The organism is Streptomyces sp. C36 (assembly GCF_040932295.1).
Classification (GTDB): domain Bacteria; phylum Actinomycetota; class Actinomycetes; order Streptomycetales; family Streptomycetaceae; genus Streptomyces; species Streptomyces triculaminicus.
Map to the genome: position 1 here is coordinate 544,735 of NZ_JBFQGI010000005.1, position 26,413 is coordinate 571,147.

At 73.0% G+C, this 26,413-nt stretch carries 21 protein-coding genes; 17 read left to right on the plus strand and 4 right to left on the minus strand.

What is annotated here, in order from left to right; all coding sequences use genetic code 11:
• Positions 1-55: 55 nt before the first annotated feature.
• On the minus strand, positions 56-1,408 hold the full coding sequence (gene gabT, locus AB4K12_RS18850; RefSeq protein ID WP_086568426.1) for a 4-aminobutyrate--2-oxoglutarate transaminase: 1,353 nt from the start codon (positions 1,406-1,408) through the stop codon (positions 56-58).
• A gap of 279 nt (positions 1,409-1,687) precedes the next feature.
• Between gabT and AB4K12_RS18855 the strand changes: the two genes are divergently transcribed.
• The 10 genes from AB4K12_RS18855 (at position 1,688) to AB4K12_RS18900 (ending at position 16,966) form a co-directional block, all read left to right on the plus strand.
• Positions 1,688-4,177: an ATP/GTP-binding protein gene (locus tag AB4K12_RS18855; RefSeq protein WP_368435229.1), complete on the plus strand. Its 2,490-nt coding sequence runs from the start codon at positions 1,688-1,690 to the stop codon at positions 4,175-4,177.
• A 100-nt stretch (positions 4,178-4,277) separates the two neighbouring features.
• Positions 4,278-5,870 carry a PucR family transcriptional regulator gene (locus tag AB4K12_RS18860; protein WP_368435230.1) on the plus strand — a complete coding sequence of 531 codons (1,593 nt, stop codon included), beginning with the start codon at positions 4,278-4,280 and terminating at the stop codon, positions 5,868-5,870.
• 145 nt (positions 5,871-6,015) lie between these two features.
• The gene (locus AB4K12_RS18865) at positions 6,016-7,461 is read left to right on the plus strand and encodes an aldehyde dehydrogenase family protein (RefSeq protein WP_362250194.1); all 1,446 of its coding nucleotides are present in this window, start codon (positions 6,016-6,018) and stop codon (positions 7,459-7,461) included.
• 215 nt (positions 7,462-7,676) lie between these two features.
• On the plus strand, positions 7,677-9,611 hold the full coding sequence (locus AB4K12_RS18870; protein WP_368435231.1) for an acyl-CoA dehydrogenase family protein: 1,935 nt from the start codon (positions 7,677-7,679) through the stop codon (positions 9,609-9,611).
• Between the two features lie 64 nt (positions 9,612-9,675).
• On the plus strand, positions 9,676-10,950 hold the full coding sequence (gene dxr, locus AB4K12_RS18875) for a 1-deoxy-D-xylulose-5-phosphate reductoisomerase (protein WP_368435232.1): 1,275 nt from the start codon (positions 9,676-9,678) through the stop codon (positions 10,948-10,950).
• Entirely contained in the window at positions 10,947-12,248 is a 1,302-nt protein-coding gene (locus AB4K12_RS18880) for an RIP metalloprotease (RefSeq protein WP_368435233.1), read from the plus strand. The genes dxr and AB4K12_RS18880 overlap by 4 nt, the downstream gene beginning before the upstream one ends.
• Before the next feature lie 164 nt (positions 12,249-12,412).
• On the plus strand, positions 12,413-13,570 hold the full coding sequence (ispG, locus tag AB4K12_RS18885) for a flavodoxin-dependent (E)-4-hydroxy-3-methylbut-2-enyl-diphosphate synthase (protein ID WP_086570274.1): 1,158 nt from the start codon (positions 12,413-12,415) through the stop codon (positions 13,568-13,570).
• A 146-nt stretch (positions 13,571-13,716) separates the two neighbouring features.
• The gene (locus tag AB4K12_RS18890) at positions 13,717-14,562 is read left to right on the plus strand and encodes a GNAT family N-acetyltransferase (RefSeq protein ID WP_368435234.1); all 846 of its coding nucleotides are present in this window, start codon (positions 13,717-13,719) and stop codon (positions 14,560-14,562) included.
• 37 nt (positions 14,563-14,599) lie between these two features.
• Positions 14,600-15,133, plus strand: coding sequence for a GNAT family N-acetyltransferase (locus AB4K12_RS18895; protein ID WP_086570277.1), 534 nt, complete (start codon positions 14,600-14,602; stop codon positions 15,131-15,133).
• Between the two features lie 138 nt (positions 15,134-15,271).
• A complete protein-coding gene (locus tag AB4K12_RS18900) occupies positions 15,272-16,966 on the plus strand; it encodes a proline--tRNA ligase (protein ID WP_368435235.1) in 1,695 nt (564 codons plus the stop codon).
• 30 nt (positions 16,967-16,996) lie between these two features.
• Here AB4K12_RS18900 and AB4K12_RS18905 read toward each other — a convergent pair whose 3' ends face one another.
• The 3 genes from AB4K12_RS18905 to AB4K12_RS18915 are packed head-to-tail and all read right to left on the minus strand — an operon-like array spanning position 16,997 to position 18,989.
• The gene (locus tag AB4K12_RS18905) at positions 16,997-17,935 is read right to left on the minus strand and encodes an aminoglycoside phosphotransferase family protein (protein ID WP_368435236.1); all 939 of its coding nucleotides are present in this window, start codon (positions 17,933-17,935) and stop codon (positions 16,997-16,999) included.
• A gap of 47 nt (positions 17,936-17,982) precedes the next feature.
• Positions 17,983-18,429, minus strand: coding sequence for a ferritin-like domain-containing protein (locus AB4K12_RS18910; RefSeq protein ID WP_368435237.1), 447 nt, complete (start codon positions 18,427-18,429; stop codon positions 17,983-17,985).
• Entirely contained in the window at positions 18,426-18,989 is a 564-nt protein-coding gene (locus tag AB4K12_RS18915; protein WP_368435238.1) for a hypothetical protein, read from the minus strand. The genes AB4K12_RS18910 and AB4K12_RS18915 overlap by 4 nt, the downstream gene beginning before the upstream one ends.
• 170 nt (positions 18,990-19,159) lie before the next feature.
• On the opposite strand from AB4K12_RS18915, the gene rimP reads away from it, so the two are divergent.
• The 7 genes from rimP (at position 19,160) to truB (ending at position 26,218) form a co-directional block, all read left to right on the plus strand.
• The gene (gene rimP, locus AB4K12_RS18920; RefSeq protein ID WP_086570287.1) at positions 19,160-19,687 is read left to right on the plus strand and encodes a ribosome maturation factor RimP; all 528 of its coding nucleotides are present in this window, start codon (positions 19,160-19,162) and stop codon (positions 19,685-19,687) included.
• 2 nt (positions 19,688-19,689) lie between these two features.
• Positions 19,690-20,676 carry a transcription termination factor NusA gene (gene nusA, locus AB4K12_RS18925; protein ID WP_086570288.1) on the plus strand — a complete coding sequence of 329 codons (987 nt, stop codon included), beginning with the start codon at positions 19,690-19,692 and terminating at the stop codon, positions 20,674-20,676.
• A 201-nt stretch (positions 20,677-20,877) separates the two neighbouring features.
• Positions 20,878-21,159, plus strand: coding sequence for a YlxR family protein (locus AB4K12_RS18930; RefSeq protein ID WP_368435239.1), 282 nt, complete (start codon positions 20,878-20,880; stop codon positions 21,157-21,159).
• A gap of 152 nt (positions 21,160-21,311) precedes the next feature.
• The gene (gene infB, locus AB4K12_RS18935; protein WP_368435241.1) at positions 21,312-24,359 is read left to right on the plus strand and encodes a translation initiation factor IF-2; all 3,048 of its coding nucleotides are present in this window, start codon (positions 21,312-21,314) and stop codon (positions 24,357-24,359) included.
• A gap of 153 nt (positions 24,360-24,512) precedes the next feature.
• A complete protein-coding gene (locus AB4K12_RS18940) occupies positions 24,513-24,809 on the plus strand; it encodes a DUF503 domain-containing protein (RefSeq protein ID WP_086568734.1) in 297 nt (98 codons plus the stop codon).
• Positions 24,810-24,863: 54 nt separating this feature from the next.
• Positions 24,864-25,319, plus strand: a complete 456-nt coding sequence (rbfA, locus tag AB4K12_RS18945; protein WP_086568736.1) for a 30S ribosome-binding factor RbfA — start codon at positions 24,864-24,866, stop codon at positions 25,317-25,319.
• A complete protein-coding gene (truB, locus tag AB4K12_RS18950; RefSeq protein WP_362250164.1) occupies positions 25,316-26,218 on the plus strand; it encodes a tRNA pseudouridine(55) synthase TruB in 903 nt (300 codons plus the stop codon). The genes rbfA and truB overlap by 4 nt, the downstream gene beginning before the upstream one ends.
• The last annotated feature ends 195 nt before the right edge of the window (positions 26,219-26,413 follow it).

Consider the following 26,413-nt stretch of genomic DNA (forward strand, 5'->3'; position numbering starts at 1 on the left):
CTCCGATAGTCGGATCACCCGTCCGCCACCCGCCCCGCACAGGTTCTTCACTCTGTTACAGCTTCGCGAAGCCCGCCTCGATGATGTCCAGGCCCTCGTTCAGCAGGTCCTCGCCGATGACCAGCGGCGGCAGGAAGCGCAGCACGTTGCCGTAGGTGCCGCAGGTGAGCACCAGCACGCCCTCGGCGTGGCAGGCCTTGGCGAGCTTGCCGGCGGCCTCCGGGTTCGGCTCCTTGCCGGCCGGGTCCTTCACCAGCTCGATGGCGATCATGGCGCCGCGGCCACGGATGTCGCCGATGATGTCGAACTTCTCCTGCATGGCGGCGAGGCGGCCCTTCATGACCTCCTCGATGCGCTTGGCCTTGGCGTTGAGGTCCAGCTCGCGCATGGTCTCGATGGCGCCGAGGGCACCGGCGCAGGCCACCGGGTTGCCGCCGTAGGTGCCGCCCAGGCCACCCGGGTGGGCGGCGTCCATGATCTCCGCGCGGCCGGTGACGGCGGCGAGCGGCAGACCGCCGGCGATGCCCTTGGCGGTGGTGATCAGGTCCGGGACGATGCCCTCGTCCTCGCAGGCGAACCACTGGCCGGTGCGGCAGAAGCCGGACTGGATCTCGTCGGCGACGAAGACGATGCCGTTGTCGTTGGCGAACTTCACGATCGCCGGGAGGAAGCCCTTGGCCGGCTCGATGAAGCCGCCCTCGCCGAGGACCGGCTCGATGATGATCGCGGCGACGTTCTCGGCGCCGACCTGCTTGGTGATCTGGTCGATGGCCTGGGCGGCGGCCTCGGGGCCGCAGTTCTCCGGGCCGGTCGGCCAGCGGTAGCCGTACGCCACCGGCACGCGGTAGACCTCGGGAGCGAACGGACCGAAGCCGTGCTTGTACGGCATGTTCTTGGCCGTCAGCGCCATCGTCAGGTTGGTGCGGCCGTGGTAGCCGTGGTCGAAGACGACGACGGCCTGGCGCTTGGTGTACGCACGGGCGATCTTGACGGCGTTCTCGACGGCCTCGGCGCCCGAGTTGAACAGCGCGGACTTCTTGGCGTGGTCGCCCGGGGTCAGCTCGGCGAGCTGCTCACAGACCTCCACGTAGCCCTCGTAGGGGGTCACCATGAAACAGGTGTGGGTGAAGTCGGCGAGCTGCGCGGACGCGCGGCGCACCACGGCCTCGGCGCTGGCGCCGACCGAGGTCACCGCGATGCCCGAGCCGAAGTCGATCAGGGAGTTGCCGTCGACGTCCTCGATGACACCGCCGCCCGCGCGCGTGGTGAACACCGGCAGCACGGAGCCCACGCCGCCGGCGACCACGTTGAGGCGGCGGGCCTGGAGCTCGAGCGACTTGGGGCCGGGGATCGCAGTGACGACGCGGCGCTCCTGGGGGAGGGCGGCGCCTCCGGACAGTTCGGTCATGAGGGGCTCCAGGGGGAAGGACTCGGTCTTTACTCGGGCTTTTAGTCGCAGGCTAGGGGCGGGGAGGGGGCTCGGGCATGCTCCGTTAGGGAGAAGTGCGCCGGGCGCGTTGTCCGCGGCGGACATGGCGGGGCCCCGCCCGCCCCACGAGGTGATCATGCTCATGATCCGGGCGTGGCGGCGCGGAGGACGCTGAACTCCCCGCGCGTCGCCACTAGATTGGGCCGCGACGTCACACGTGTGCGCGCAGGACCGGCCGGTGGGGGCAAGAGGGCAGCGATGGCAACCGAGGACACGTACGGAGCATCCGACACGCGCGGCCACGCCGGGCCGCCCCGGCCGGGCCCGCACGGCGCCCCGCCCATGCCGGCGCGCCCGCCGGGGCCCGCCCCGGCGCCCCCCGCCCCGCGAGGCCGCCCCGACGGGCCCCGGGACTCGCCGTTCGTGACCTGGCTGCGCGCCCCGCGCCCGGTCGTCGAACCGGGCGTCTGGGCCCACGAGCACCGGCCCAGGCCCCCCGAGGAGCCGGGCCGGGTCCCCGGCCGGCAGCTGATCAGCGGGGCGCTGATCGCCTTCCTGTGCGGATGGCTGTTCTGGTCGCTGCTGTGGAACGGCTACCTCGGCCCGTACTGGACCTGGCCCCTGCGGGCCGTGATCCCCGAGTCCTGGGACGCGAACACCAAGGAGTGGTACGAGGCGTCCTACGTCTACTACGCCCTCGTCTTCGGCGCGCTGGCCGCCCTCTTCGGCCGGATCGGCCGCTGGCCCGAGCTCGGGCGCCGGTACGCCGTCCCCGCCGGCCGCCGGGCCGCCGCGCTCGTCCGGCAGGGGCTCGGGCGCCGCTTCCCCGCGCTCCTCGAGCCGCCGCGGCCCGAGAGCATCCCCGAAGGCACCCTGCGCGCCCGCGCCGCCCTGTCCCTCGCCGCCGCCGTCCTGCTGTGGGCCCTGTGCTGGAACGGCGCCCTCGGCACGGCGTGGCTGTGGCCGCTGGTGCGGTTCAGCGAGCCGTCGTGGACGATCGCCGACTGGTCGTACGCCGCGTACACCTACTACGTCCTCTGCACGGGCGCGCTGCTCCTCCTCGCGGCCCGCGCCGGCCACTGGTCCGAACTCCGGCGCCGCCGAAACCTCGCGCGGGAGGGCGGACCGGTGCGTGAGACGGCGGTCGCGGCACCGACCGCCACCGCGCAGCGCGACCTCGCCGAGTGGCCCGCGCTGCGCGCGGCCGGCGCGCACGCCGCCGCCGAGCGCCTGGCGGCCGACGCCCAGGCCGGGCTGATGAACGACGTCGACCACGCCCGCATCGAGCGCGCCTGGGAGTCCGTACAGGCCCGGCCCGACCGGCTGACCGCCTTCACCGACACCGTGCTGCGCCACGGCGCGGCCGCGTGCGCCCACCCCTCGGGGGCGCGCGACCTGCCCGTACGCGCCGCCCGGCACGACCTCGTCACCCGCCAGGTCCGCATCGGCACCGCGGCCGATGACGAACGCAACCCCTACGCGCACCGGGGCGCCGGCTCCGCCCTCGAACCCGCGCTGCTGGGCACCTCCCTGCTGGCCGTCGGCCCCTCCGGGTGCGGCAAGACGAGCCGGCTGGTGCGGCCCGTCCTGGAGTCGCTGTGCCTGCAGGCGCTCGCCGGACGGGCGGCGGTCGTGGCCGTGGGCGCGGCGGGCGCGGGGCTCGCGCCGGACGACGCGTTCGACGTCGTGGTCGGCATCGGCCGCCCCGACTCCGCCTACGACCTGGACCTCTACGGCGGCACCGACGACCCCGACGAGGCGGCCGCCATCCTCGCCGAGGGGCTCGTCGGCGACCTCACCGCCGCCCTTCCCGGCGGCGACAGCCGGCGCGCCGCCACCACCCTGGCCCAGCTCCTCGGCCCGTTCCGCGCGGCCCACGACCGCTTCCCCTCCGTACCCGAGCTGCGCGAGCTCCTCGACGGCTCCTCCACCGCGCTCGGCGCGCTGCGCGCCGCGCTGGCCGAGGGCGGCCACGACGCGCTGGTCCGCGAGATCGACGCCCGCGAGCGGCAGGCACTGCGCCCCGGCGACGCCGGGCCCGTGCTCGCCGACCGGCTCGCGCTCCTCGACCGCCCCGCGTTCGCGCGCTTCTTCAGCACCACCGACCCCGGGCGCACCTTCTCGCTCCGGGCCCTCGAGCACCCGCTGCGGGTGCGCATCGACCTGCCCGAGCGCGGCCACGCCGAGGCGTCGCGGCTGCTGGCCCGGCTGGTGCTGGCCCAGTTCACGGAGTGCGCCGCGGGCCGCGCGGACCGGTCGCTGTTCGCCTGCCTGGTCCTGGACGACGCCACCCACACCGTCACGGCGGAGGCCGTCCGCGGGCTCGGCAGGCTGCGCTCGGCCAACGCCGGCGCGGTGCTGACGCTGCGCACGCTCGACGACGTCCCCGAGGCGCTGCGCAGCACGCTGCTGGGCTCCGTCGGCTGCCGGATGGCCTTCTCCGGGGTGACGACATGGGACGGCGCGCGGTTCGCGGAGGTGTGGGGCAAGGAGTGGGTGCAGACCCGCGACGTCACCGACCGGCAGGTGATCGCCCACGAGCCGCTGACGCGCGCCCTGCACGTGCTGCGCCACGTGGTGACGGGCCGCGCGGTCACCGCGCAGTCGGTCACGGTCCGCACGGTGGAGCGCGAGCGCTGGTCCGCCTCCGAGCTGGCCCACAAGGTGCCCGCCGGGCACGCGGTGCTGTCGGTGAGCTCGGTGCGGGGCGGGAGCGCGCCGCCGGTGCTGGTCGACCTGGAGGGGTGAGGCGCTCGCGTTCCCGCGCAATGCTCCACTGAGGCAGAATCGGTCACAGCCGTTCATACGGGACGGCACCGTCACCGCACATGCCTCGTCCGAAGGTGCCATGCCCCTCACGCTCGCCTCGCTGGTCAACCACTCCGCGCTCAAGCTCACCGTGCTCGCGGGAGAGGACCGGCTGGACACCCCCGTCCGCTGGGCGCACGTCAGTGAGCTCGCCGACCCCGTGCCGTGGATGGACGGCGGGGAGCTGCTGCTGATCACGGCCATGAAGATCGATGCCGCCGACGGCGAGGCGATGCGCCGCTACGTACGGCGGCTGGTGCGCGCCGGAGTGGTCGGGCTCGGCTTCGCGGTGGGCGTGAACTACGAGCAGGTGCCGGACGCCCTGATCGGGGCCGCCGCGGACGAGGGGCTGCCGCTGCTGGAGGTGCCGCGCCGCACGCCGTTCCTCGCCATCACCAAGGCCGTCTCGGCGGCGATCGCCGCCGACCAGTACCGCGCGGTGACGGCGGGCTTCGAGGCCCAGCGCGAGTTCACGCGGGCGGCCCTCGCCCCCGAGGGCCCCGCCGCGCTGCTCGCCCGGCTCGCGGCGCACCTCGGTGGATGGGCGGCGCTCTACGACGCCTCCGGCGCGGTCGTGGCGGCGGCGCCCGACTGGGCCGCACGGCGCGCGGCCCGCCTGAGCGCCGACGTCGAGCGCCTGCGCTCCCGGCCCGCGCCCGCCAGCGCCGTCGTCGGCGCAGAGGACGACGAGGAGGGCGGCGACCGCGTGGAGCTGCAGTCCCTCGGCTCCGGCCGGCGCACCCGGGGCGTCCTCGCCGTCGGCACCGACGAGCCGCTGGGCACCGCCGAGCGCTACGCCGTGCACTCCGCGATCGCCCTGCTCACGCTCACCACCGAGCGCTCCCGGGCGCTGCAGGACGCCGAACAGCGGCTGGGTGCGGCGGTGCTGGGGATGCTGCTGGCGGGCGAGTCGGAGCACGCCCGGGCGGTGGCGGGCGAGCTGTACGGAGGCCTGCTGGAGGGCCCCTTCCGGATGCTCGTCGCGGTGGCGGCCGAGACCGACCCCCACGGCGAGCTGAGCGCCCTCGCCGACGCGGCCGAGACCGCGGCGAGCCGGGCGGCGGAGCCGGTGCTGGTCGTCCCCGAGAGCGGACGGGTCGTCGTCCTCGCCGTGGACGGCGGCGCGGCCGTCACGGCCTGCACCGACCGGGCCCGTGCGGCGGAGGCCCGGCGCGCCTCCGGCGGGGAGCGCGGCGGCCCCGCGCCGATGTCCGTCGGCCTCTCCGCCCCCACCACGGCCGAGGCCGCCGGCGCCGCCTTCCACCAGGCCGAACAGGCCCTGTCCGTGGCCCGCCGGCGCGGCCGCGTCCTGGTCGGCCACGAGGAGGTCGCCGCCGGGTCCGTCCTCCCGCTGCTGGCCGACGACGCCGTACGGGCCTTCGCCGACGGCATGCTGCGGGCGCTCTACGAGCACGACGCGACCGGCCGGGGCGACCTCGTCGCCTCCCTGCGGGCGTGGCTCGCCCGCCACGGCCAGTGGGACGCGGCCGCCGCCGACCTGGGCGTGCACCGGCACACCCTGCGCTACCGCATGCGGCGCGTCGAGGAGATCCTGGGCCGCTCGCTCGACGACCCCGACGCCCGCATGGAGCTGTGGCTGGCCCTGAAGGCCACCTCCGGCCCCTCCACTTAGGGCGTGTCCGACGACTCGGTGGCGAAGACCTGCCAATGCGGCGCGCCCCCGCCGCCGCGTGCTCCATTGCGGACAAGCGACCGCGGAGCGCGGCCGACCTACGGTGGGGGAGCCAAAATCGTCTTCACCCCCCGGAGGGAATCTCGTGACTGCTCCCCACGCGTTCTGGCTGGCCGGCCGCGAGGCCACCGGCGAGGAGACCTTCGACGTCACGAACTCCTGGGACGGTCGTCTCGTCGGCACCGTGAGCGTGCCCACCGAGGCGCAGGTCGAGGAGGCCGTCGCGGCCGCCCACGCCGTGCGCGAGGAGTTCGCGGCGACGCCCGCCCACGTGCGCACCGCCGCCCTCGACCACGTCGCCAAGCGGCTCGCCGAGCGCACCGAGGAGATCGCCCAGCTGATCTCCGCCGAGAACGGCAAGCCCATCAAGTGGGCCCGCGGCGAGGTCGGCCGTGCCGTCTCCGTCTTCCGCTGGGCCGCCGAGGAGGCCCGCCGCTTCAACGCCGGCGACGCCCAGCGCCTGGACACCGACCCCGGTTCCACCGGCCGCCTCGCGCTGACCCGCCGCGTCCCGCGCGGCACGGTCCTGGGCATCGCCCCCTTCAACTTCCCGCTCAACCTGAGCGCCCACAAGGTCGCCCCGGCCATCGCGGTCGGCGCGCCGATCATCCTCAAGCCCGCCCCGGCGACCCCGATCTCCTCCCTGATCCTGGGTGAGATCCTCGCCGAGACCGACCTGCCGGCCGGTTCCTGGAGCGTGCTGCCGGTGCCCAACGACCGCATGCCCGCCCTCGTCCAGGACGAGCGGCTGCCGGTCATCTCCTTCACCGGCTCCGGCCCGGTCGGCTGGTCGATCCTCGACTCCGCCCCGCGCAAGCACGTCACCCTCGAGCTCGGCGGCAACGGCGCGGCCGTCGTCCTCGCCGACTGGTCCTCCGAGGCCGACCTGGACTGGGCGGCGCAGCGCATCGCCACCTTCTCCAACTACCAGGGCGGCCAGTCCTGCATCTCGGTGCAGCGCGTCATCGCCGACGCCTCGGTCTACGACCGCCTGCTGCCGAAGGTCGTCGCGGCCGTCGAGGCCCAGGTCACGGGTGACCCGTCCGACGCCTCCACCGACGTCGGCCCGCTGGTCAGCGAGGACGCCGCGAAGCGCGTCGAGTCCTGGGTCGACGAGGCCGTCGCGGCCGGCGCGAAGCTGCTCGCCGGTGGCAAGCGCGAGGGCGCGACCTACGCCCCGACCGTGCTGGCCGAGGTCCCGGCCGGTGTGACGATCGCCTGCGAGGAGGTCTTCGGCCCGGTCCTGACGATCACCAAGGCCGAGGGCGAGGACGCCGCGTTCGCGGCCGTCAACGACTCCCCGTACGGCCTGCAGGCCGGCGTCTTCACCCACGACCTGCAGACCGCCTTCCGCGCCCACCGCGCTCTCGAGGTCGGCGGCGTGGTCATCGGCGACGTCCCCTCCTACCGCGCGGACCAGATGCCCTACGGCGGCGCCAAGCAGTCCGGTGTGGGCCGCGAGGGCGTGCGCTACGCGATGGACGACTACACCTACGAGCGCGTGCTGGTCCTGACCGGCCTGGCCCTGTAGGCAACGCCCCGCGACCTGCCGTGTGCGCCCCGGGACACCCGTCCCGGGGCGCACACGTCTTTCACCGCCGTCGCCCGCCCGGCCGTCCGCCGGGGGCCGGAAGATTGCCGGGGGTCTGGTAGAGCCCGTACGGATCGGGTAGGTACATACGGATGAGTAGCACCGGTCGGTAGTCGACCGGGACAACTGCCCCGACTCAGACGGTGAGGTGCCCGATGACCGCACCATCCGTACGACCGGTCTCCGAGCGCGAAGCCCGCCAGGTCGCCGAGGCGGCCCGCGAGCAGGACTGGAAGAAGCCCAGCTTCGCCAAGGAGCTCTTCCTCGGCCGGTTCCGCCTGGACCTGATCCATCCGCACCCGAGCCCCGCCGCCGAGGACGTCCGGCGCGGGGAGGAGTTCCTCTCCAAGCTCCGCGACTTCTGCGAGACGCGGATCGACAGCGCCCGCATCGAGCGCGAGGCGAGGATCCCGGACGAGACGGTCGAAGGGCTCAAGGAGCTCGGCGCCCTCGGCATGAAGATCGACGTCAAGTACGGCGGCCTCGGCCTCACGCAGGTCTACTACAACAGGGCGCTCGCGCTCGTGGGCTCCGCCAGCCCCGTCGTCGGCGCGCTGCTGTCCGCCCACCAGTCCATCGGCGTGCCCCAGCCGCTGAAGCTCTTCGGCACCCAGGAGCAGAAGGAGAAGTTCCTGCCGCGCTGCGCGCGCACGGACATCACCGCCTTCCTGCTCACCGAGCCGGACGTCGGCTCCGACCCGGCCCGGCTGGCCACCGTCGCCGTGCCCGACGGCGACGACTACGTCCTGGACGGCGTGAAGCTCTGGACCACCAACGGCGTCGTCGCCGACCTGCTCGTGGTCATGGCGCGGGTGCCCAGGAGCGAGGGCCACAAGGGCGGCATCACCGCCTTCGTCGTCGAGGCCGCGGCCGAGGGCGTCACCGTGGAGAACCGCAACGCCTTCATGGGCCTGCGTGGCATCGAGAACGGCGTCACCCGCTTCCATCAGGTCCGCGTGCCCGCCGCCCACCGCATCGGGCCCGAGGGCGCCGGCCTGAAGATCGCGCTGACCACCCTCAACACCGGCCGGCTCTCCATCCCCGCCATGTGCGTCTCCGGCGGCAAGTGGGCGCTGAAGATCGCCCGCGAGTGGTCCACCGCGCGCGAGCAGTGGGGCAAGCCCATCGCCCGGCACGAGGCCGTCGGCGCGAAGATCTCCTTCATCGCCGCGACCACCTTCGCCCTGGAGGCCGTCCTCGAGCTCTCCGGCCAGATGGCCGACGAGGACCGCAATGACATCCGCATCGAGGCCGCGCTCGCCAAGCTCTACTCCAGCGAGATGGCCTGGCTGATGACGGACGAGCTGGTCCAGATCCGCGGCGGCCGGGGCTACGAGACCGCGGCCTCGCTGGCCGCCCGGGGCGAGCGCGCGGTCCCCGCCGAGCAGATGCTGCGCGACACGCGCATCAACCGCATCTTCGAGGGCTCCACCGAGATCATGCACCTGCTCATCGCCCGCGAGGCCGTCGACGCCCACCTCTCGGTGGCCGGCGACCTCATCGACCCGGATAAGTCCCTGGGCGACAAGGCCCGCGCCGGAGCCCGCGCGGGCGGCTTCTACGCCCGCTGGCTGCCCAAGCTCATGACGGGCCCGGGGCAGCTGCCGCGGACGTACGCGGAGTTCCACCCGGCCGGCCACCCCGACCTCTCCGGGCACCTGCGCTACGTCGAGCGCTCCTCCCGCAAGCTCGCCCGCTCCACCTTCTACGCCATGTCCCGCTGGCAGGGCCGCATGGAGACCAAGCAGGGCTTCCTCGGCCGCATCGTCGACATCGGCGCCGAGCTCTTCGCCATGAGCGCGGCCTGTGTGCGCGCCGAGCACCTGCGGAGCCTCGGCGACCACGGCGGCGAGGCCTACCGGCTCGCCGACGCCTTCTGCCGGCAGTCCCGCATCCGGGTGGAGGAGCTCTTCGGGCGGCTGTGGACGAACACCGACGAGATCGACCGCAAGGTCGTCTCCGGCGTGATGTCGGGTGCGTACACATGGCTGGAGAGCGGGATCGTCGACCCCAGCGGCGACGGCCCCTGGATCGCGGACGCCACCCCCGGCCCCTCCAAGGCCGAGAACGTCCACCGGCCCGTTCGCTGACTCCGTCGCGGCACCGCCGGGACGCCCTGTCGGGCCGGACCGGCGGTGCCGCCACAATAGGAGGATGACGGACCTCCTCGCTGACCCCCACCTGCGCTACTCCGCCGACACCCATGCCGGCGGCGGCCCGCGCGAGATCGTGATCCTCGGCTCGACCGGCTCGATCGGCACCCAGGCCATCGATCTGGTGCTGCGCAACCCCGAGCGCTTCACGGTGACCGCTCTGTCCGCCGCGGGCGGCCGGGTGGACCTCCTCGCCGAGCAGGCGCACAGACTCCGGGTCCGCACCGTCGCCGTCGCCCGCGAGGACAAGGCGGCCGAGCTGCGCGAGGCGCTGGCCGCGCGGTACGGCGCCGAGCCGCTGCCGGAGATCCTCGCGGGGCCCGACGCGGCCACCGAGGTGGCCCGCAGCGAGTGCCACACGGTCCTCAACGGCATCACGGGCTCCATCGGCCTCGCGCCCACCCTCGCCGCCCTCGAGGCGGGCCGGACCCTGGCCCTGGCCAACAAGGAGTCGCTGATCGTCGGCGGCCCGCTGGTCAAGGCGGTCGCCAAGCCGGGCCAGATCATCCCGGTGGACTCCGAGCACGCGGCGCTCTTCCAGGCCCTGCTGGGCGGCACCCGCGCCGAGGTCCGCAAGCTGGTCGTCACGGCCTCCGGCGGCCCCTTCCGCGGCCGTACGAAGGCCGAGCTGGCCTCGGTCACCCCCCAGGACGCCCTGGCCCACCCCACCTGGTCCATGGGCCCGGTCATCACGATCAACTCGGCGACGCTGGTCAACAAGGGGCTCGAGGTCATCGAGGCCCACCTGCTCTACGACATCCCCTTCGAGCGCATCGAGGTCGTCGTCCACCCCCAGTCGTACGTCCACTCGATGGTGGAGTTCACCGACGGCTCCACGCTCGCCCAGGCCACCCCGCCGGACATGCGCGGCCCCATCGCCATCGGCCTCGGCTGGCCCGAGCGGGTGCCCGACGCCGCCCCCGCCTTCGACTGGTCCCAGGCCTCCACGTGGGAGTTCTTCCCGCTCGACGAGGAGGCCTTCCCCTCGGTCGCGCTGGCCCGGCACGTCGGCTCCCTCGGCGGCACGGCGCCCGCCGTCTTCAACGCCGCCAATGAGGAGTGCGTCGACGCGTTCCTGAGCGGAATGCTGCCGTTCAATGGGATCGTGGACACCGTCGCCGAGGTGGTCGCGGAACACGGCACCCCCGCCGCGGGAACCCTCCTGACCGTCTCGGACGTCCTGCAAGCGGAGACCTGGGCCCGCGCCCGGGCCCGCGAACTGGCGGCCCGTACGGGCGCCCGTACGGCGAAAGCGACCACGGAGGCCCGCGCATGACGACACTGATGACCATCCTCGGGATAGTCGTCTTCGTGGTGGGCCTGCTCTTCTCCATCGCCTGGCACGAGCTGGGTCACCTCTCGACCGCGAAGCTCTTCGGCATCCGTGTGCCGCAGTACATGGTCGGCTTCGGGCCGACGATCTTCTCGCGGCACAGGGGCGAGACCGAGTACGGCATCAAGGCCGTCCCGCTCGGCGGCTACATCCGCATGATCGGCATGTTCCCGCCCGGCGAGGACGGCCGCGTCAGCGCCCGCTCCACCTCCCCGTGGCGCGGCATGATCGAGGACGCCCGCTCGGCGGCCTACGAGGAGCTGCGGCCCGGCGACGAGACCCGGATGTTCTACACGCGCAAGCCCTGGAAGCGCGTGATCGTGATGTTCGCCGGACCGTTCATGAACCTGGTCCTGGCCGTCGCGGTGTTCCTCGGCGTGATGATGTCGTTCGGGATCAACACGCAGACCACGACGGTCTCGGCCGTGTCGGACTGCGTGGTGTCCGCCAGCGCCCCCACGGACAAGTGCCCCTCCGGCGCCAAGGACTCGCCCGCCAAGGCGGCCGGCCTGCAGCCCAAGGACCGGATCGTGGCGTTCGACGGCCATCGGGCCACCGACTGGAGCACGCTCCAGAAGGAGATCCGGAAGACCACCGGCCCGGCCACGATCACCGTGGTCCGCGACGGGCGGGAGAAGACGCTCAGCGCGAACCTCATCTCCAACCAGGTCCAGAAGTACGACGGCAAGGGCGCCCCCCTCAAGGGCCAGTACGTCACCGCGGGCTTCCTCGGCTTCACGCCCGCCGCCGGCGTCGTCCAGCAGTCCTTCGGACAGTCCGTCGACCGTATGGGCGACATGGTGCAGTCCGGCGTGGAGTCGCTGATCGCCCTGCCCGGCAAGATCCCCGACCTGTGGAACGCGGCCTTCGACGGCGCCGAGCGCAAGGCCGACTCGCCCATGGGCGTCGTCGGCGCGGCCCGCGTGGGCGGCGAGGTCTTCAACCTCGACATCCCGCCGTCGCAGCAGATCGCGACCATGCTCTTCCTGGTCGCGGGCTTCAACCTCTCGCTGTTCCTGTTCAACATGCTGCCGCTGCTGCCGCTGGACGGCGGGCACATCGCCGGGGCGCTGTGGGAGTCGGTCCGCCGGGCCTTCGCCAAGGTCTTCCGGCGCCCCGACCCGGGCCCCTTCGACGTCGCCAAGCTGATGCCGGTGGCGTACGTGGTGGCGGGCATCTTCGTCTGCTTCACGCTGCTGGTGCTGATCGCGGACGTGGTGAACCCGGTCCGGCTGACCTGACGGGCATCCGATTGTGACGGCCGGGCGCGCTATGTGCCCGGCCGTCCGTGTTTGGGTGGTGTTCGGGTCGTGATGTGCTCCGGGGGGACGGCTTGCCGTAACCTCGGATGCCGGAGCCCGCCGATCTCGGGACCATGATTTAAGACCTTGGGGTTGCTCGCCTGATGACTGCGATTTCGCTGGGAATGCCTTCCGTCCCGACCAAGCTCGCCGACCGCAGGGTCAGCCGCAAGATCCAGGTCGGATCCGTGGCCGTCGGCGGCGACGCCCCGGTGTCGGTGCAGTCCATGACCACGACGCGCACCTCGGACATCGGCGCCACGCTGCAGCAGATCGCCGAGCTCACGGCGTCGGGCTGCCAGATCGTGCGCGTCGCCTGCCCGACCCAGGACGACGCCGACGCGCTGCCGGTCATCGCCCGCAAGTCCCAGATCCCGGTCATCGCGGACATCCACTTCCAGCCGAAGTACGTCTTCGCCGCCATCGACGCCGGCTGCGCCGCCGTCCGGGTCAACCCGGGCAACATCAAGCAGTTCGACGACAAGGTCAAGGAGATCGCCAAGGCGGCCTCCGACGCCGGCACCCCCATCCGCATCGGCGTGAACGCCGGCTCGCTGGACCGCCGCCTGCTGCAGAAGTACGGCAAGGCCACCCCCGAGGCGCTCGTCGAGTCGGCCCTGTGGGAGGCCTCGCTCTTCGAGGAGCACGGCTTCCGCGACATCAAGATCTCGGTCAAGCACAACGACCCGGTCGTGATGGTCAACGCCTACCGCCAGCTGGCCGCCCAGTGCGACTACCCGCTGCACCTGGGCGTCACCGAGGCGGGCCCGGCCTTCCAGGGCACCATCAAGTCCGCCGTCGCCTTCGGCGCGCTGCTCTCCGAGGGCATCGGCGACACCATCCGCGTCTCCCTGTCGGCCCCGCCGGCCGAGGAGATCAAGGTCGGCATCCAGATCCTGGAGTCCCTCAACCTCCGCCAGCGCCGCCTGGAGATCGTCTCCTGCCCGTCCTGCGGCCGCGCCCAGGTCGACGTCTACAAGCTGGCCGAGGAGGTCACGGCCGGCCTGGAGGGCATGGAGGTGCCGCTGCGCGTGGCCGTCATGGGCTGCGTCGTCAACGGCCCCGGCGAGGCGCGCGAGGCCGACCTGGGCGTCGCCTCCGGCAACGGCAAGGGCCAGATCTTCGTCAAGGGCGAGGTCATCAAGACCGTCCCCGAGTCGAAGATCGTCGAGACCCTCATCGAAGAGGCCATGAAGATCGCCGAGCAGATGGAGAAGGACGGCGTCGCCTCCGGCGAGCCCACCATCAGCGTCGCCGGCTGACACCCCCGCACCACCGCTGCCCCGCCCCCAGACGGCGGGGCAGCGTCGTTTCCGCCCACCGGGGGGTGCCCGCGCGGGGCGGGAGGTACAGTGCCAGGACCTGCCCCCCATGGCCTTCCACCCGCGACCGTGAGGCATTCGCACACGTGCTGACGACGACCACCACCAAGGTCCTGGAGCCCGGCGACCTCGACGTCGCCCTCGCCGTCCTCGACCGCGACCCCGTGGCCAACGCCTTCGTCGCCGCGCGCGTCCAGGTCGCGGGCCTCGACCCGTGGCGGCTCGGCGGGGAGATGTGGGGCTGGTACGCGGGCGGCCGCCTGGAGTCGCTCTGCTACGCGGGCGCCAACCTCGTCCCCATCTGCGCCGGCCCCGAGGCCGTACGGGCCTTCGCCGACCGCGCCCGCCGCTCCGGCCGCCGCTGCTCCTCCATCGTGGGGCCCTCCGAGGCCACCGCCGAGCTGTGGTCCCTCCTCGAGCCCCACTGGGGCCCGGCCCGCGAGGTGCGCCCCCACCAGCCCCTGATGGTCACCCGTGGCATGCCCGCCGACGTCGCCCCCGACCCGTTCGTGCGCCGCGTCCGCAAGGACGAGATGGACCTGATCATGCCCGCGTGCGTGGCCATGTTCACCGAGGAGGTCGGCGTCTCGCCGCTCGTCGGCGACGGCGGGCTGCTCTACCAGGCCCGCGTCGCCGAGCTCGTCGGCTCCGGGCGCTCGTTCGCCCGCGTCGAGAACGGCCGCGTCGTCTTCAAGGCCGAGATCGGCGCCGCCACGGCCCGCGCCTGCCAGATCCAGGGCGTATGGGTCGCCCCCGAGCACCGCGGGCGCGGCCTGTCCGTGACCGGCATGGCGGCCGTGCTGCGGCACGCCCTGGAGGAGGTCTCCCCGGTCGTGAGCCTCTACGTCAACGACTACAACACCGCCGCGCGGGCCGCCTACCGCCGGGTGGGTTTCGAGGAGGTCGGCGCGTTCATGAGCGTGCTGTTCTGAGGCGACCACCGGTGGTACGGGCGGGTAGCCTCCCGGCATGAATGACATCGCGGTCGGACCGCTCGACCTCGCCGCACGGGTGGACGAGGCACTGGCCGTCCAGGCGGTCGCCTTCGGCCTCACCCCGGAGGAGGTCGGCGTGCGGCGCCACATCGTCCTGAGGCACCTGCAGTGCCCCGGTGCGCGTTCCCTGGGCGCCACCACCCCCGAGGGGCGGCTGGTGGGCTTCGTCTACGGGATGCCGAACGACCGCACGCACTGGTGGTCCACGGTCGTCGAACCGTATCTGCGCGCCAACGGCAACGACGCCTGGCTGGACGACTCCTTCGTCATCACCGAGCTGCACGTCCACCCCGCCTTCCAGAACCGGCGGATCGGGCGGACCCTCATCACCGACATCACGGCCACGGCGAGCGAACCCCGCTCCATCCTGTCCGCCATCGACAAGGAGAGCCCCGCCCGGGCGCTCTACCGCAAGCTCGGCTACCGCGACCTCGCCCGCAACGTGGTCTTCCCGAGCGCCGCACGGCCGTACGCGGTGATGGGCGCGCCGCTGCCCCTGCAGACCTGACAAATGACTTGGGGAGGCCGCCGGACACCGCATACGCTCCTGGCGACCGCGCGCACGCGCGCGTAGGCCCCCCCGAGGCGCCACCGCGTCCACGCGCCCCTCGCTCGTCCGTACGTCCGCACGCCCGCAGGAGAGACCATGGCCCACGTCCAGCGCATGTCCACGAGCATGATCAAGACACTGCGCGACGATCCGGCCGACGCGGAGACCGCCAGCCACAAGCTGCTGGTCCGCGCCGGCTACGTCCGCCGCTCCTCGGCGGGGGTCTGGACCTGGCTGCCGCTGGGCAAGAAGGTGCTCGACAACGTCTCGCGGGTGGTGCGCGAGGAGATGGACGCCATCGGCGGCCAGGAAGTCCTGCTGCCCGCGCTGCTGCCCAAGGAGCCGTACGAGACGAGCGGGCGCTGGGAGGAGTACGGCGAGCTGCTGTTCCGGCTGCGCGACCGCAAGGGCGCGGACTACCTGCTCGGCCCCACCCACGAGGAGATCTTCACACTGACGGTGAAGGACCAGTGCACGTCCTACAAGGACCTGCCGGTGATCCTCTATCAGATCCAGACCAAGTACCGGGACGAGGCGCGGCCCCGCTCGGGCGTGCTGCGCGGGCGCGAGTTCCAGATGAAGGACTCGTACTCCTTCGACACCACCGACGAGGGCCTCGCCGAGTCCTACCGCCTGCACCGCGCCGCCTACACCCGCGTCTTCGAGCGCCTGGGCCTGGACTACCGGATCGTCTCCGCCGTCTCGGGCGCGATGGGCGGCTCGGCGTCCGAGGAGTTCCTCGCCCCGGCCGCGGCCGGCGAGGACACCTTCGTCGACTGCCCGAAGTGCGACTACGCCGCCAACACCGAGGCGGTGACGACGGTGGTGGCCCCCGCCGACCCGTCGGGGCACGGCCCGGTGGAGGAGCTGGACACCCCGGACACCCCCACCATCGAGAGCCTCGCCGCGTACCTGGACGTGCCGGCCTCGGCGACGCTGAAGAACCTGCTCGTCAAGGTCGACGGCGAGGTCTGGGCCGTCGGCGTCCCCGGCGACCGCGAGGTCGACCTGGCCAAGCTGGGGGAGCATCTGGCGCCCGCCGTGGTGGAGTTGGTGACCGCCGAGGACTTCGTGGGACGGCCGGAGCTCGTACGGGGCTACGTCGGCCCGCAGGGCCTCGACCTGCCCTACCTCGCCGACCCGCGCGTGGCACCGGGCACGTCCTGGGTCACCGGCGCCAACAAGCCCGGCACGCACGCCCGTAACGTGGTCTGCGGGCGGGACTTCACGGTCGACCGCTACCTCGACGTCGTCGTGGTCGAGCCGGGCGACCCGTGCCCCCGCTGCGGAGCCGGACTGGAGATCGGCCGGGCGATCGAGATCGGCCACATCTTCCAGCTCGGCCGCAAGTACGCCGACGCCTTCGGCCTCGACGTCCTCGGCCCCCAGGGCAAGCCGGTCCGCGTCACGATGGGCTCCTACGGCATCGGCGTCTCGCGCGCCGTCGCCGCGCTGGCCGAGCAGACCCACGACGGCGCCGGGCTGTGCTGGCCGCGCGAGGTCGCGCCGGCGGACGTCCACGTCGTGGCGGCGGGGAAGGCCGTCCAGACGCAGCTGGCCGCCGAGCTGTCCGAGCGACTGGCCGAGGCGGGGGTGCGGGTGCTGCTGGACGACCGGGCGGGGGTGTCGCCCGGGGTGAAGTTCACCGACGCGGAGCTGATCGGCGTGCCGACGATCCTGGTCGTGGGCCGCGGGGCGGCGGACGGCGTGGTCGAGGTGAAGGACCGGCGCACGGGGGAGAAGGAAGAGGTCTCCGTGGCCGACGTCGTCGCCCGCCTGGCGGCCCGCTGACCGGGGGTACGGCCGGGTCGCCGTGAGGCGTCACAGCAACCCGGCGAACTCCAGCAGCAGTTCGCCCTGACCCCGCGCCCCCAGCGCGAGCTGGTGCGCCCCCTCCCGCGCCGTGCGGAAGAGCGTCCAGCCGCGCAGGCGGCCGGGGTCGACGTCCAGTGACTCGGCGAGCTTGGCCACCCGCCGCCGCGCCGCGGCCGCGGCGCCCGGGGAGGCGAGCAAGGTGTCGAGGCGGTCGCGGACCAGCCACGCCAGGTCGTAGGCCCGCTCGCCCACCAGCGGGCGCGGGGCGACGGCCAGCCAGGGCGAACGGTCCGCGGCCAGCACATTGCCCTGGTGGTACTCCCCGTGCAGCAGCATCGCCCCTTCGCCGGCGGGCGGTTCGGCCACCAGGGCGTCGCGTACCTCGAGCGCCTCGTCGAGCACGGCCCGTACGTCCGCCGCCCACGGCTGCTCGCGATGCGCGCGCAACGCCTCGGCCAGGGCGGCCGTGTGGCCGGCCACGTCCGGGAAGGCGTGCTCCTCGGGCGGGGCCACCCACAGGCGCTGCAGGGTGGCGGCCGCCTCCAGCTGGGCCTTGGCCTCGGCCAGCGAGCGCAGGCTGACGTCGGCGTGCAGCCGCTCGAGCAGCAGCGCGCCCGCCTCCGGGGCGACGTCCAGGGCCCGTACGGCCGACCGGCCGTCCCAGTGGGCGAGCGCGGCGTGTTCGAGGGCGGCCGAGCCGTCGGGCAGACAGAGCTTGAGGGCGACGGGCGTGCCGTCGGAGCGCCGGGCGAGCACGACCATGCTGGTGCGACCCCCGGGCGCCTGCACCCGTTCGGGCGTCAGATCCCAGCGCGCCAGGCACTCCCGGGCGAGGTCCGGCAGCGCGGCGAGCCAAAGGTGCGCGGCGTCTCCGTAGGCGGGGTCCTCGCTCAGGGTCCGAACCAGCCGCTGGGGCGGTTCGAGGCTGTCGTGCGCTGTGGCCATCCCTGAGCAGTCCCTTTCCTCGGTCACCGGTGCGGCGCTCCCGCCGGTCAGGCCCGCTCGGCGAGCCCAGGGAAGGCTACGCTGCCGCCGCGCCAGCGCGCCGCCCGCACCGCCGCCTCGCGCAGCCCCGCCGCCGCCTCGCCGCGCAGCGAGCCGGTGGAGGCCCGGACGAGATCGGCGTAGACGGCCGCGAGCCGGCTCTCCAGCTCCGCCGCCAGCCGCACCGCGGACGCCCCGTCGGTCACCGGGAAGGGCAGCGCGTACGCGGCCGCGGCCGCCTCCGGCTCGGCGCCGAGCGCGCGCACCGCGCGGCTCATCACGTCCCGGCGCGCCCGGTGGACGTCGTACGCCTCGCGCGCCTGCGCCGCGTGCTCCTCCTCGACGCGCCCGCCGACGACGCCGTAGCCGTACACGGCGGCGTGCTCCGCCGCGAGCGCGGCCTGGGCGGCCGGCACCGCCACCCTGGCGGCGTGGGAGCGCTGGGACGTCGTCATGAGCCGCCTCCGGTGAGCAGATAGGCGTGGGCCGCGCCGGCCGCGGCAACGGAGGCCAGCAGCCGGGCCAGTTCGGGCGGGGCCGAGCCGAGATCGGCGGTGCGGGCGTCGGCGGCGCGGCGCTCGGCGTCGGCGAGCTCGCCCAGTGCCGCCCGCTCGTCGCCGGGCACCTCCGGCCGGTTGGCCGGGGGAGAGGCGGAGGGCGAGGCGGACGGGGTGGTGGACGGCGTGGCGGACCGGTCGGCGGCGGGGGGAGCGAACGCCTTGGCATGGCCCGCGACTTCGGCCCGCAGCGGGCGCAGCCGCTCCTCGAGCGGGGCGTGCGCGGCGATCGTCGCGTCGTACCGTTCCAGCAGTCCCGCCGCGTCCCGCCCGGCGCGGACCCGCAGCCGCCGGGCGGCCGAGGAGTGCTCGTCGGCCGCCGCGTCGCCGCTGCCGCCGTCCGAACATCCGGCGAGCAGCGCGGCGGCGCCCCCGGCCATGAGGGCCGCGGCGCCCCCGGTCAGTACCCTGCGTCTGCGTGGGCCGCCGGCGCCCCGCGTCGTCGTCGTGAGCGGCACGTTCCTCTTTCCCCGTCGTCCGGGCATGATCACCAAGCGCGAGCGTACCGGCGTGTGACCGCCTCGGCGCGGACCGGGCACCGAATCGTCAGTCGGCTGCCGGAACAGATAGGCTTTGACCTGACACGCGACCTTCCCACAACAGCACACGCGGCCGAGGAGTCACCCGGATGAGCACCACCCAGAGCGAGCGGCTGCGCGAGCTGCTGGCCCCTCTCGTGAGCGCGCGGGAGCTGGACCTGGAAGAGGTCGAGGTGACGCCGGCCGGCAAGCGGCGTGTGCTGCGCATCGTGGTGGACTCCGACGAGGGCGTGCAGCTGGACACCTGTGCGGATCTGAGCCGCGACATCTCCGCCGCGCTCGACGAGACGGACGTCATGGGCGGCGCGCCCTACGTCCTCGAGGTCACCTCTCCGGGTGCGGACCGCCCCCTGACCCAGCACCGGCACTACGTCCGGGCCACCGGCCGCCTGATCAAGGCGCAGCTGGCCGAGGGCGGGGAGCTCGTCGCGCGGATCGTCTCCGTGGACGACGAGGGTCTCGACCTGGAGGTGCCGGGCGTCAAGGGCCGCAAGCCCACCGCCCGCAGGCTGGCCTTCGGCGAGATCGCCAAGGCGCGCGTGGAAATCGAGTTCAATCGCAAGGCGGCGGAAAAGTCCGCCGACGACATTCAAGACGAGTTTCAAGAGGAGGCGTAGCCGTGGACATCGACATGAGCGCCCTGCGGGGTCTGGTGCGGGAAAAGGAGATCTCCTTCGACCTGCTGGTCGAGGCGATCGAGTCGGCCCTCCTCATCGCGTACCACCGCACCGAGGGAAGCCGCCGCCGGGCCCGCGTGGAGCTGGACCGGTCGACCGGGCATGTGACGGTCTGGGCCAAGGAGGACCCGCAGGACCTCGCCGAGGGCGAGGAGGCCCGCGAGTTCGACGACACCCCGTCCGGTTTCGGCCGGATCGCCGCGACCACCGCGAAGCAGGTCATCCTCCAGCGTCTGCGCGACGCCGAGGACGAGATCACTTTCGGTGAGTTCGCCGGGCGCGAGGGCGACGTCGTCGCGGGCATCGTGCAGCAGGGCAAGGACCCCAAGAACGTCCTGGTCGACATCGGCAAGATGGAGGCCATCCTGCCGGTCCAGGAGCAGGTGCCCGGCGAGGAGTACAAGCACGGCACGCGTCTGCGCACGTACGTCGTACGGGTGGCGAAGGGTGTGCGCGGCCCGTCCGTGACGCTCTCGCGCACCCACCCCAACCTGGTGAAGAAGCTCTTCGCCATGGAGGTCCCGGAGATCGCGGACGGCTCGGTGGAGATCGCCGCCATCGCCCGTGAGGCCGGTCACCGCACCAAGATCGCGGTGCGTTCGACCCGCTCCGGCCTGAACGCCAAGGGCGCCTGCATCGGCCCGATGGGCGGCCGGGTCCGCGCGGTCATGGCCGAGCTGCACGGCGAGAAGATCGACATCGTCGACTGGTCGGACGACCCGGCGGAGCTCGTGGCGCACGCGCTGTCCCCCGCACGGGTGAGCAGGGTGGAGGTCGTGGACCTCGCCGCCCGCTCGGCCCGGGTGACCGTGCCGGACTACCAGCTCTCCCTCGCCATCGGCAAGGAGGGGCAGAACGCCCGGCTCGCGGCGCGGCTGACCGGATGGCGGATCGACATCCGCCCGGACACCGAGCAGCAGGGCGAGTAAAGGCGCACGGAAGCGGCAGGGGGCGCGCGACAAGCGGCCCCGAGCGGCCTCGATTGGTCCGTAAAACGACCGTCGAAGGCCGTGCCGCCCCGGGTGGGCCTGTTCGGGGCCCTTGTTCCTGGCCGATCTTGGCCGAAACGCATACGCGCACGATCGGTGCCCCGAAGGGGTGAGGTCGGCGCGGGGAGGTAGACTTAACCAGTGTCTGGCCGGACGCATGCCCGCGCATGCCCTGAGCGCACCTGTGTGGGGTGCCGGGAGCGAGCGGCCAAGGGCGAACTGCTGCGGACCGTGGTGATCGAGGGCGCCTGCGTCCCCGATCCTCGCGGTACGCTGCCCGGCCGGGGTGCCTCCGTGCATCCCACACTGGTCTGCCTCGATCTGGCGGTGCGCCGCCGGGCGTTTCCCCGGGCCTTCAAGGTCCCGGGACCGCTCGACACGGCGCGACTGCGCCAGTACGTCGAACAGACCGAGCAGCAGTAGATCGGCCCCGTGATCGTGCGGGGATGACCCACGTCAGGTACCTCGCGAGTTGGAAGTAGGTCGAGATTGCGATGAGCACTCGATGAGTACGCGATGAGTACGCCCATGAAGTAGCGACGGTCCGGCGGACACCCGGACCTAGAAGGAGCGAAGTGGCTAAGGTCCGGGTATACGAACTCGCCAAGGAGTTCGGAGTGGAGAGCAAGGTCGTCATGGCCAAGCTCCAAGAACTTGGTGAATTCGTCCGTTCGGCGTCCTCGACCATCGAGGCGCCGGTCGTCCGTAAGTTGACTGACGCATTGCAGGGGCCCGGCGGCAACGCCGGCAAGTCCGCTGCGAAGCCCGCGGCGCCGCGTAAGGCCGCGCCGAAGCCGGGTGCCCCCACTCCGGGTGCCCCCCGTCCCGCTGCCCCGGCCCCCAAGCCGGCTGCGGAGACCCCCACCCCCAAGCCGGCCGGTGCCGCGCCGACCCCTGGTCCGCGCCCCGGCCCGAAGCCCGCTCCGGCGGCTCCGGCCAAGCCGGCCCCCGTCACCCCGGTGCCCGCCGCGGAGTTCTCCGCGCCGGCCCCGGCCGCCCCCTCCCAGGACCGCCCCGCGCCGCGTCCCGGTGGTGCCCCCGGTCCGCGCCCCGGCGCGCGTCCCGGCCCCGCCGGTCAGCGTGACGGCGGCCGTCCCGAGCGCGCCCCGCGCCCGGGTGGTCAGGGTGAGCGTGCCCCGCGTCCCGGTGGCGCCCGTCCGGCCGGTCCCCGTCCGGGCAACAACCCCTTCACGTCCGGTGGCTCCACCGGCATGGCCCGTCCGCAGGCCCCCCGTCCGGGTGGCGCCCCGCGTCCGGGTGCCGGCGGTCCCGGTGCTCCCCGTCCGCAGGGCGGCCCCGGCGGCGCCCCGCGTCCGCAGGGTCAGGGCGGTCCCCGCCCGACGCCCGGCGGCATGCCCCGTCCGCAGGCTCCCGGTGGCGCTCCGCGTCCCGGCGGTGCCCCGGCCGGTAACCGTCCGAACCCCGGCATGATGCCGCAGCGTCCCGCTGCCGGCCCGCGTCCGGGCCCCGGCGGCGGCGGTCGCGGTCCCGGCGGCGGCGCGGGTCGTCCCGGCGGCGGTGCCGGTCGTCCCGGCTTCGCCGGTCGTCCGGCCGGTCCCGGTGGCGGCGGTCGTCCCGGTGGCGGCGGCGGCTTCGCCGGTCGTCCCGGTGGCGGTGGCGCTCCCGGTGGCGGCGGTGGCTTCGGCGGTCGTCCCGGCTTCGGTGGTCGTCCCGGCGGCCCCGGTGCCCGTGGTGGCACGCAGGGTGCCTTCGGCCGTCCCGGCGGTCCGGCCCGTCGTGGCCGTAAGTCGAAGCGGCAGAGGCGCCAGGAGTACGAGGCCATGCAGGCCCCGTCCGTCGGCGGCGTGATGCTGCCCCGTGGTGGCGGCGAGAGCATTCGTCTGTCCCGCGGTGCCTCCCTCACCGACTTCGCGGAGAAGATCGGCGCCAACCCGGCGTCGCTCGTCGCCGTGATGATGAACCTCGGCGAGATGGTCACGGCCACCCAGTCGGTGTCCGACGAGACGCTGACGCTCCTCGGTGACGAGATGAACTACCAGGTTCAGATCGTCAGCCCCGAGGAGGAGGACCGCGAGCTCCTCGAGTCGTTCTCCATCGAGTTCGGTGAGGACGAGGGCGGCGAGGAGATGCTCGTCTCCCGTCCGCCGGTCGTGACCGTCATGGGTCACGTCGACCACGGTAAGACCCGACTGCTGGACGCGATCCGCAAGACGAACGTCGTCGCGGGCGAGGCCGGCGGTATCACGCAGCACATCGGTGCGTACCAGGTCGCCACCGAGGTCAACGGCGAAGAGCGCGCGATCACCTTCATCGACACCCCGGGTCACGAGGCGTTCACCGCCATGCGTGCCCGTGGTGCGAAGTCCACCGACATCGCGATCCTCGTGGTGGCGGCGAACGACGGTGTGATGCCGCAGACGATCGAGGCGCTGAACCACGCCAAGGCGGCCGACGTGCCGATCGTGGTCGCGGTCAACAAGATCGACGTCGAGGGTGCCGACCCGACCAAGGTGCGCGGTCAGCTCACCGAGTTCGGTCTGGTGGCCGAGGAGTACGGCGGCGACACCATGTTCGTCGACATCTCCGCCAAGCAGGGCCTGCACATCGACAGCCTGCTGGAGGCCGTGGTCCTCACCGCGGACGCCTCGCTCGACCTGCGCGCCAACGCGGAGCAGGACGCGCAGGGTATTGCGATCGAGGCCCACCTCGACCGTGGCCGCGGCGCCGTGGCCACCGTGCTCGTCCAGCGCGGTACCCTCCGCGTCGGCGACACGATGGTCGCCGGTGACGCCTACGGCCGTGTCCGCGCGATGCTCGACGACAAGGGCCAGAACGTGGAAGAGGCGGGTCCGTCGACCCCGGTCCTCGTCCTCGGTCTGACCAACGTCCCGGGCGCCGGCGACAACTTCCTCGTCGTCGACGAGGACCGTACGGCTCGCCAGATCGCCGAGAAGCGCGCTGCGCGTGAGCGCAACGCCGCCTTCGCCAAGCGCACCCGCCGGGTGTCCCTCGAGGACCTCGACAAGGTGCTCAAGGCCGGCCTGGTGCAGGACCTCAACATCATCATCAAGGGCGACGCGTCCGGTTCGGTGGAGGCTCTCGAGTCCTCGCTGCTCCAGCTCGACGTCGGCGAAGAGGTCGACATCCGCATCCTGCACCGCGGTGTGGGTGCGGTCACCGAGTCCGACATCAACCTGGCGACCGGCTCCGACGCCATCGTCATCGGCTTCAACGTCCGCGCCGAGGGCCGTGCCACGCAGATGGCCGAGCGCGAGGGCGTCGACGTCCGGTACTACTCGGTCATCTACCAGGCGATCGAGGAGATCGAGGCGGCCCTCAAGGGCATGCTGAAGCCGGAGTACGAAGAGGTCGAGCTCGGTACGGCGGAGATCCGCGAGATCTTCCGCTCGTCCAAGCTGGGCAACATCGCGGGTGTTCTCATCCGCTCCGGCGAGGTCAAGCGCAACACCAAGGCGCGCCTCATCCGCGACGGCAAGGTCATCGCGGAGGAGCTCAACATCGTCGGTCTGCGTCGTTTCAAGGACGACGTCACCGAGATCCGCGAAGGCTTCGAGGGCGGTATCAACCTCGGAAACTTCAACGACATCAAGATCGACGACGTCATCGCGACGTACGAGATGCGCGAGAAGCCGCGCGGCTGAATCGCGTAGCTCCACCCCGGGGCCGGTCGGCGGATCATATTTCCGTCGATCGGCCCCGGCCGTTGCGTGTACGGTTCGAAGAGCTCGTACATCAGGTACCGCCAGGTACCGGCACATCACTCACGCCTCCCGGGTGGGCCTCACCCGTAACGCATGTATGCAGGGACACTGTCCTTCGACCTTCTTCTCGGCGACGTACGGTCGCTGAAGGAGAAGCGCTCCATCGTCCGCCCGATCGTCGCCGAGCTGCACCGCAAGTACGCGGTGAGCGTGGCGGAGGTCGGAGACCAGGACCTCTACCGCCGGGCCGTCATCGGCGTGGCGGCGGTCTCCGGGGACGCGGGGCACCTCACAGACCTACTGGACCGCTGCGAGCGCTGGGTCGCCGCACGTCCTGAAGTGGAGCTGCTGTCGGTACGACGGCGGTTCCACGGCGACCATGACGACTGAGCGGTCGGCTGGCGCCGAGAGCACAATGCTGGAAGACGAGAAGGAGACGGACCAGTGGCCGACAACGCGCGGGCGAAGAGGCTGGCGGACCTCATCCGCGAGGTGATCGCTCAGAAGCTGCAGCGCGGAATCAAGGACCCGCGGCTCGGCTCGCATGTAACCATCACGGACACCCGGGTCACCGGCGACCTGCGGGAGGCCACGGTCTTCTACACGGTCTACGGCGACGACGAGGAGCGCGCCAGCGCGGCCGCCGGGCTGGAGAGCGCCAAGGGCATCCTGCGCTCCGAGGTCGGCCGTGCCGCGGGCACCAAGTTCACGCCGACGCTGACGTTCGTGGCGGACGCCCTGCCGGACAACGCCCGTGCCATCGAGGACCTCCTCGACCGGGCGCGTGCCTCGGACGCCCAGGTGCGCCAGGCCTCCTCGGGTGCCCGGTACGCCGGTGAGGCCGACCCGTACCGCAAGCCCGGCGAGGACGGGGACGACAAGGACGCTGCCGCCGAATGAAGCAGAAGTACAGCGGTCCGGACGGCCTGATCATCGTCGACAAGCCGGCCGGCTTCACCTCGCACGACGTCGTCGCCAAGATGCGGGGCATCGCCCGCACCCGGCGCGTCGGCCACGCGGGGACGCTCGACCCGATGGCGACCGGCGTGCTCGTCCTCGGCGTCGAGCGTGCCACCAAGCTCCTCGGTCACCTCGCGCTGACCGAGAAGGAGTACGTGGCGACCATCCGCCTCGGGCAGAACACGGTCACGGACGACGCGGAGGGGGAGATCACCTCCTCCGCCGACGCCTCCGGCGTCACCCGCGAGGCCATCGACGCCGGCGTCGCCAAGCTGACCGGCGCCATCATGCAGGTGCCGTCCAAGGTCAGCGCGATCAAGATCGACGGCGTGCGCTCGTACAAGCGGGCGCGCGAGGGCGAGGACTTCGAGATCCCCGCCCGGCCGGTGACGATCTCGTCCTTCACCGTGCACGCCGTGCACCCCGCCGAGGCGGCGGACGGCACCCCGGTGCAGGACCTGCTGGTCTCCGTCGTCTGCTCCTCCGGCACCTATGTCCGGGCCATCGCCCGCGACCTGGGCGCCGACACGGGCGTCGGCGGCCACCTGACCGCGCTGCGGCGCACCCGGGTCGGTCCGTACGGCATCGGTGACGCCCGCACGCTCGACCAGCTCCAGGAGGAGCTGACCGTGATGCCCGTCGCCGAGGCGGCCTCCGCCGCCTTCCAGCGCTGGGACGTGAACGCCGAGCAGGCCCGCCTGCTGGCCAACGGCGTCCGGATCAAGGTGCCGATGTTCGACACCACCGGGCCCCTCGCGGTCTTCGGCCCCGACGGCCGCTTCCTCGTGCTGGTGGAGAACCAGGGCGGCAAGGCCAAGAGCCTGGCCGTCTTCGTCTAGCGACGCCGCGGCGGCCGCCCTCGGGCGGCCCCGCACACCGTGGGGCGGGGAGCGCGCGTCGCGCGATCCCCGCCCCACGATCCCCCTCCCACTGGTCTCTATCCATCCGGGACGGATGATTCACCCCAACGGGCAGGCGCTCGGAGTGAACCAGGGGGGTGGAAGGGGGCGCGTTCAGGATGTGATCTGGTTTCG

Coding starts and splice junctions, on each gene's coding strand:
- ispG (WP_086570274.1), top strand. CDS start 12,413: ATGACTGCGATTTCGCTGGGAATGCCTTCCGTCCCGACCAAGCTCGCC.
- AB4K12_RS18855 (WP_368435229.1), top strand. CDS start 1,688: ATGGCAACCGAGGACACGTACGGAGCATCCGACACGCGCGGCCACGCC.
- truB (WP_362250164.1), top strand. CDS start 25,316: ATGAAGCAGAAGTACAGCGGTCCGGACGGCCTGATCATCGTCGACAAG.
- AB4K12_RS18905 (WP_368435236.1), bottom strand. CDS start 17,935: ATGGCCACAGCGCACGACAGCCTCGAACCGCCCCAGCGGCTGGTTCGG.
- AB4K12_RS18860 (WP_368435230.1), top strand. CDS start 4,278: ATGCCCCTCACGCTCGCCTCGCTGGTCAACCACTCCGCGCTCAAGCTC.
- AB4K12_RS18870 (WP_368435231.1), top strand. CDS start 7,677: ATGACCGCACCATCCGTACGACCGGTCTCCGAGCGCGAAGCCCGCCAG.
- AB4K12_RS18940 (WP_086568734.1), top strand. CDS start 24,513: ATGTATGCAGGGACACTGTCCTTCGACCTTCTTCTCGGCGACGTACGG.
- AB4K12_RS18895 (WP_086570277.1), top strand. CDS start 14,600: ATGAATGACATCGCGGTCGGACCGCTCGACCTCGCCGCACGGGTGGAC.
- AB4K12_RS18900 (WP_368435235.1), top strand. CDS start 15,272: ATGGCCCACGTCCAGCGCATGTCCACGAGCATGATCAAGACACTGCGC.
- dxr (WP_368435232.1), top strand. CDS start 9,676: ATGACGGACCTCCTCGCTGACCCCCACCTGCGCTACTCCGCCGACACC.
- AB4K12_RS18910 (WP_368435237.1), bottom strand. CDS start 18,429: ATGACGACGTCCCAGCGCTCCCACGCCGCCAGGGTGGCGGTGCCGGCC.
- AB4K12_RS18880 (WP_368435233.1), top strand. CDS start 10,947: ATGACGACACTGATGACCATCCTCGGGATAGTCGTCTTCGTGGTGGGC.
- gabT (WP_086568426.1), bottom strand. CDS start 1,408: ATGACCGAACTGTCCGGAGGCGCCGCCCTCCCCCAGGAGCGCCGCGTC.
- rimP (WP_086570287.1), top strand. CDS start 19,160: ATGAGCACCACCCAGAGCGAGCGGCTGCGCGAGCTGCTGGCCCCTCTC.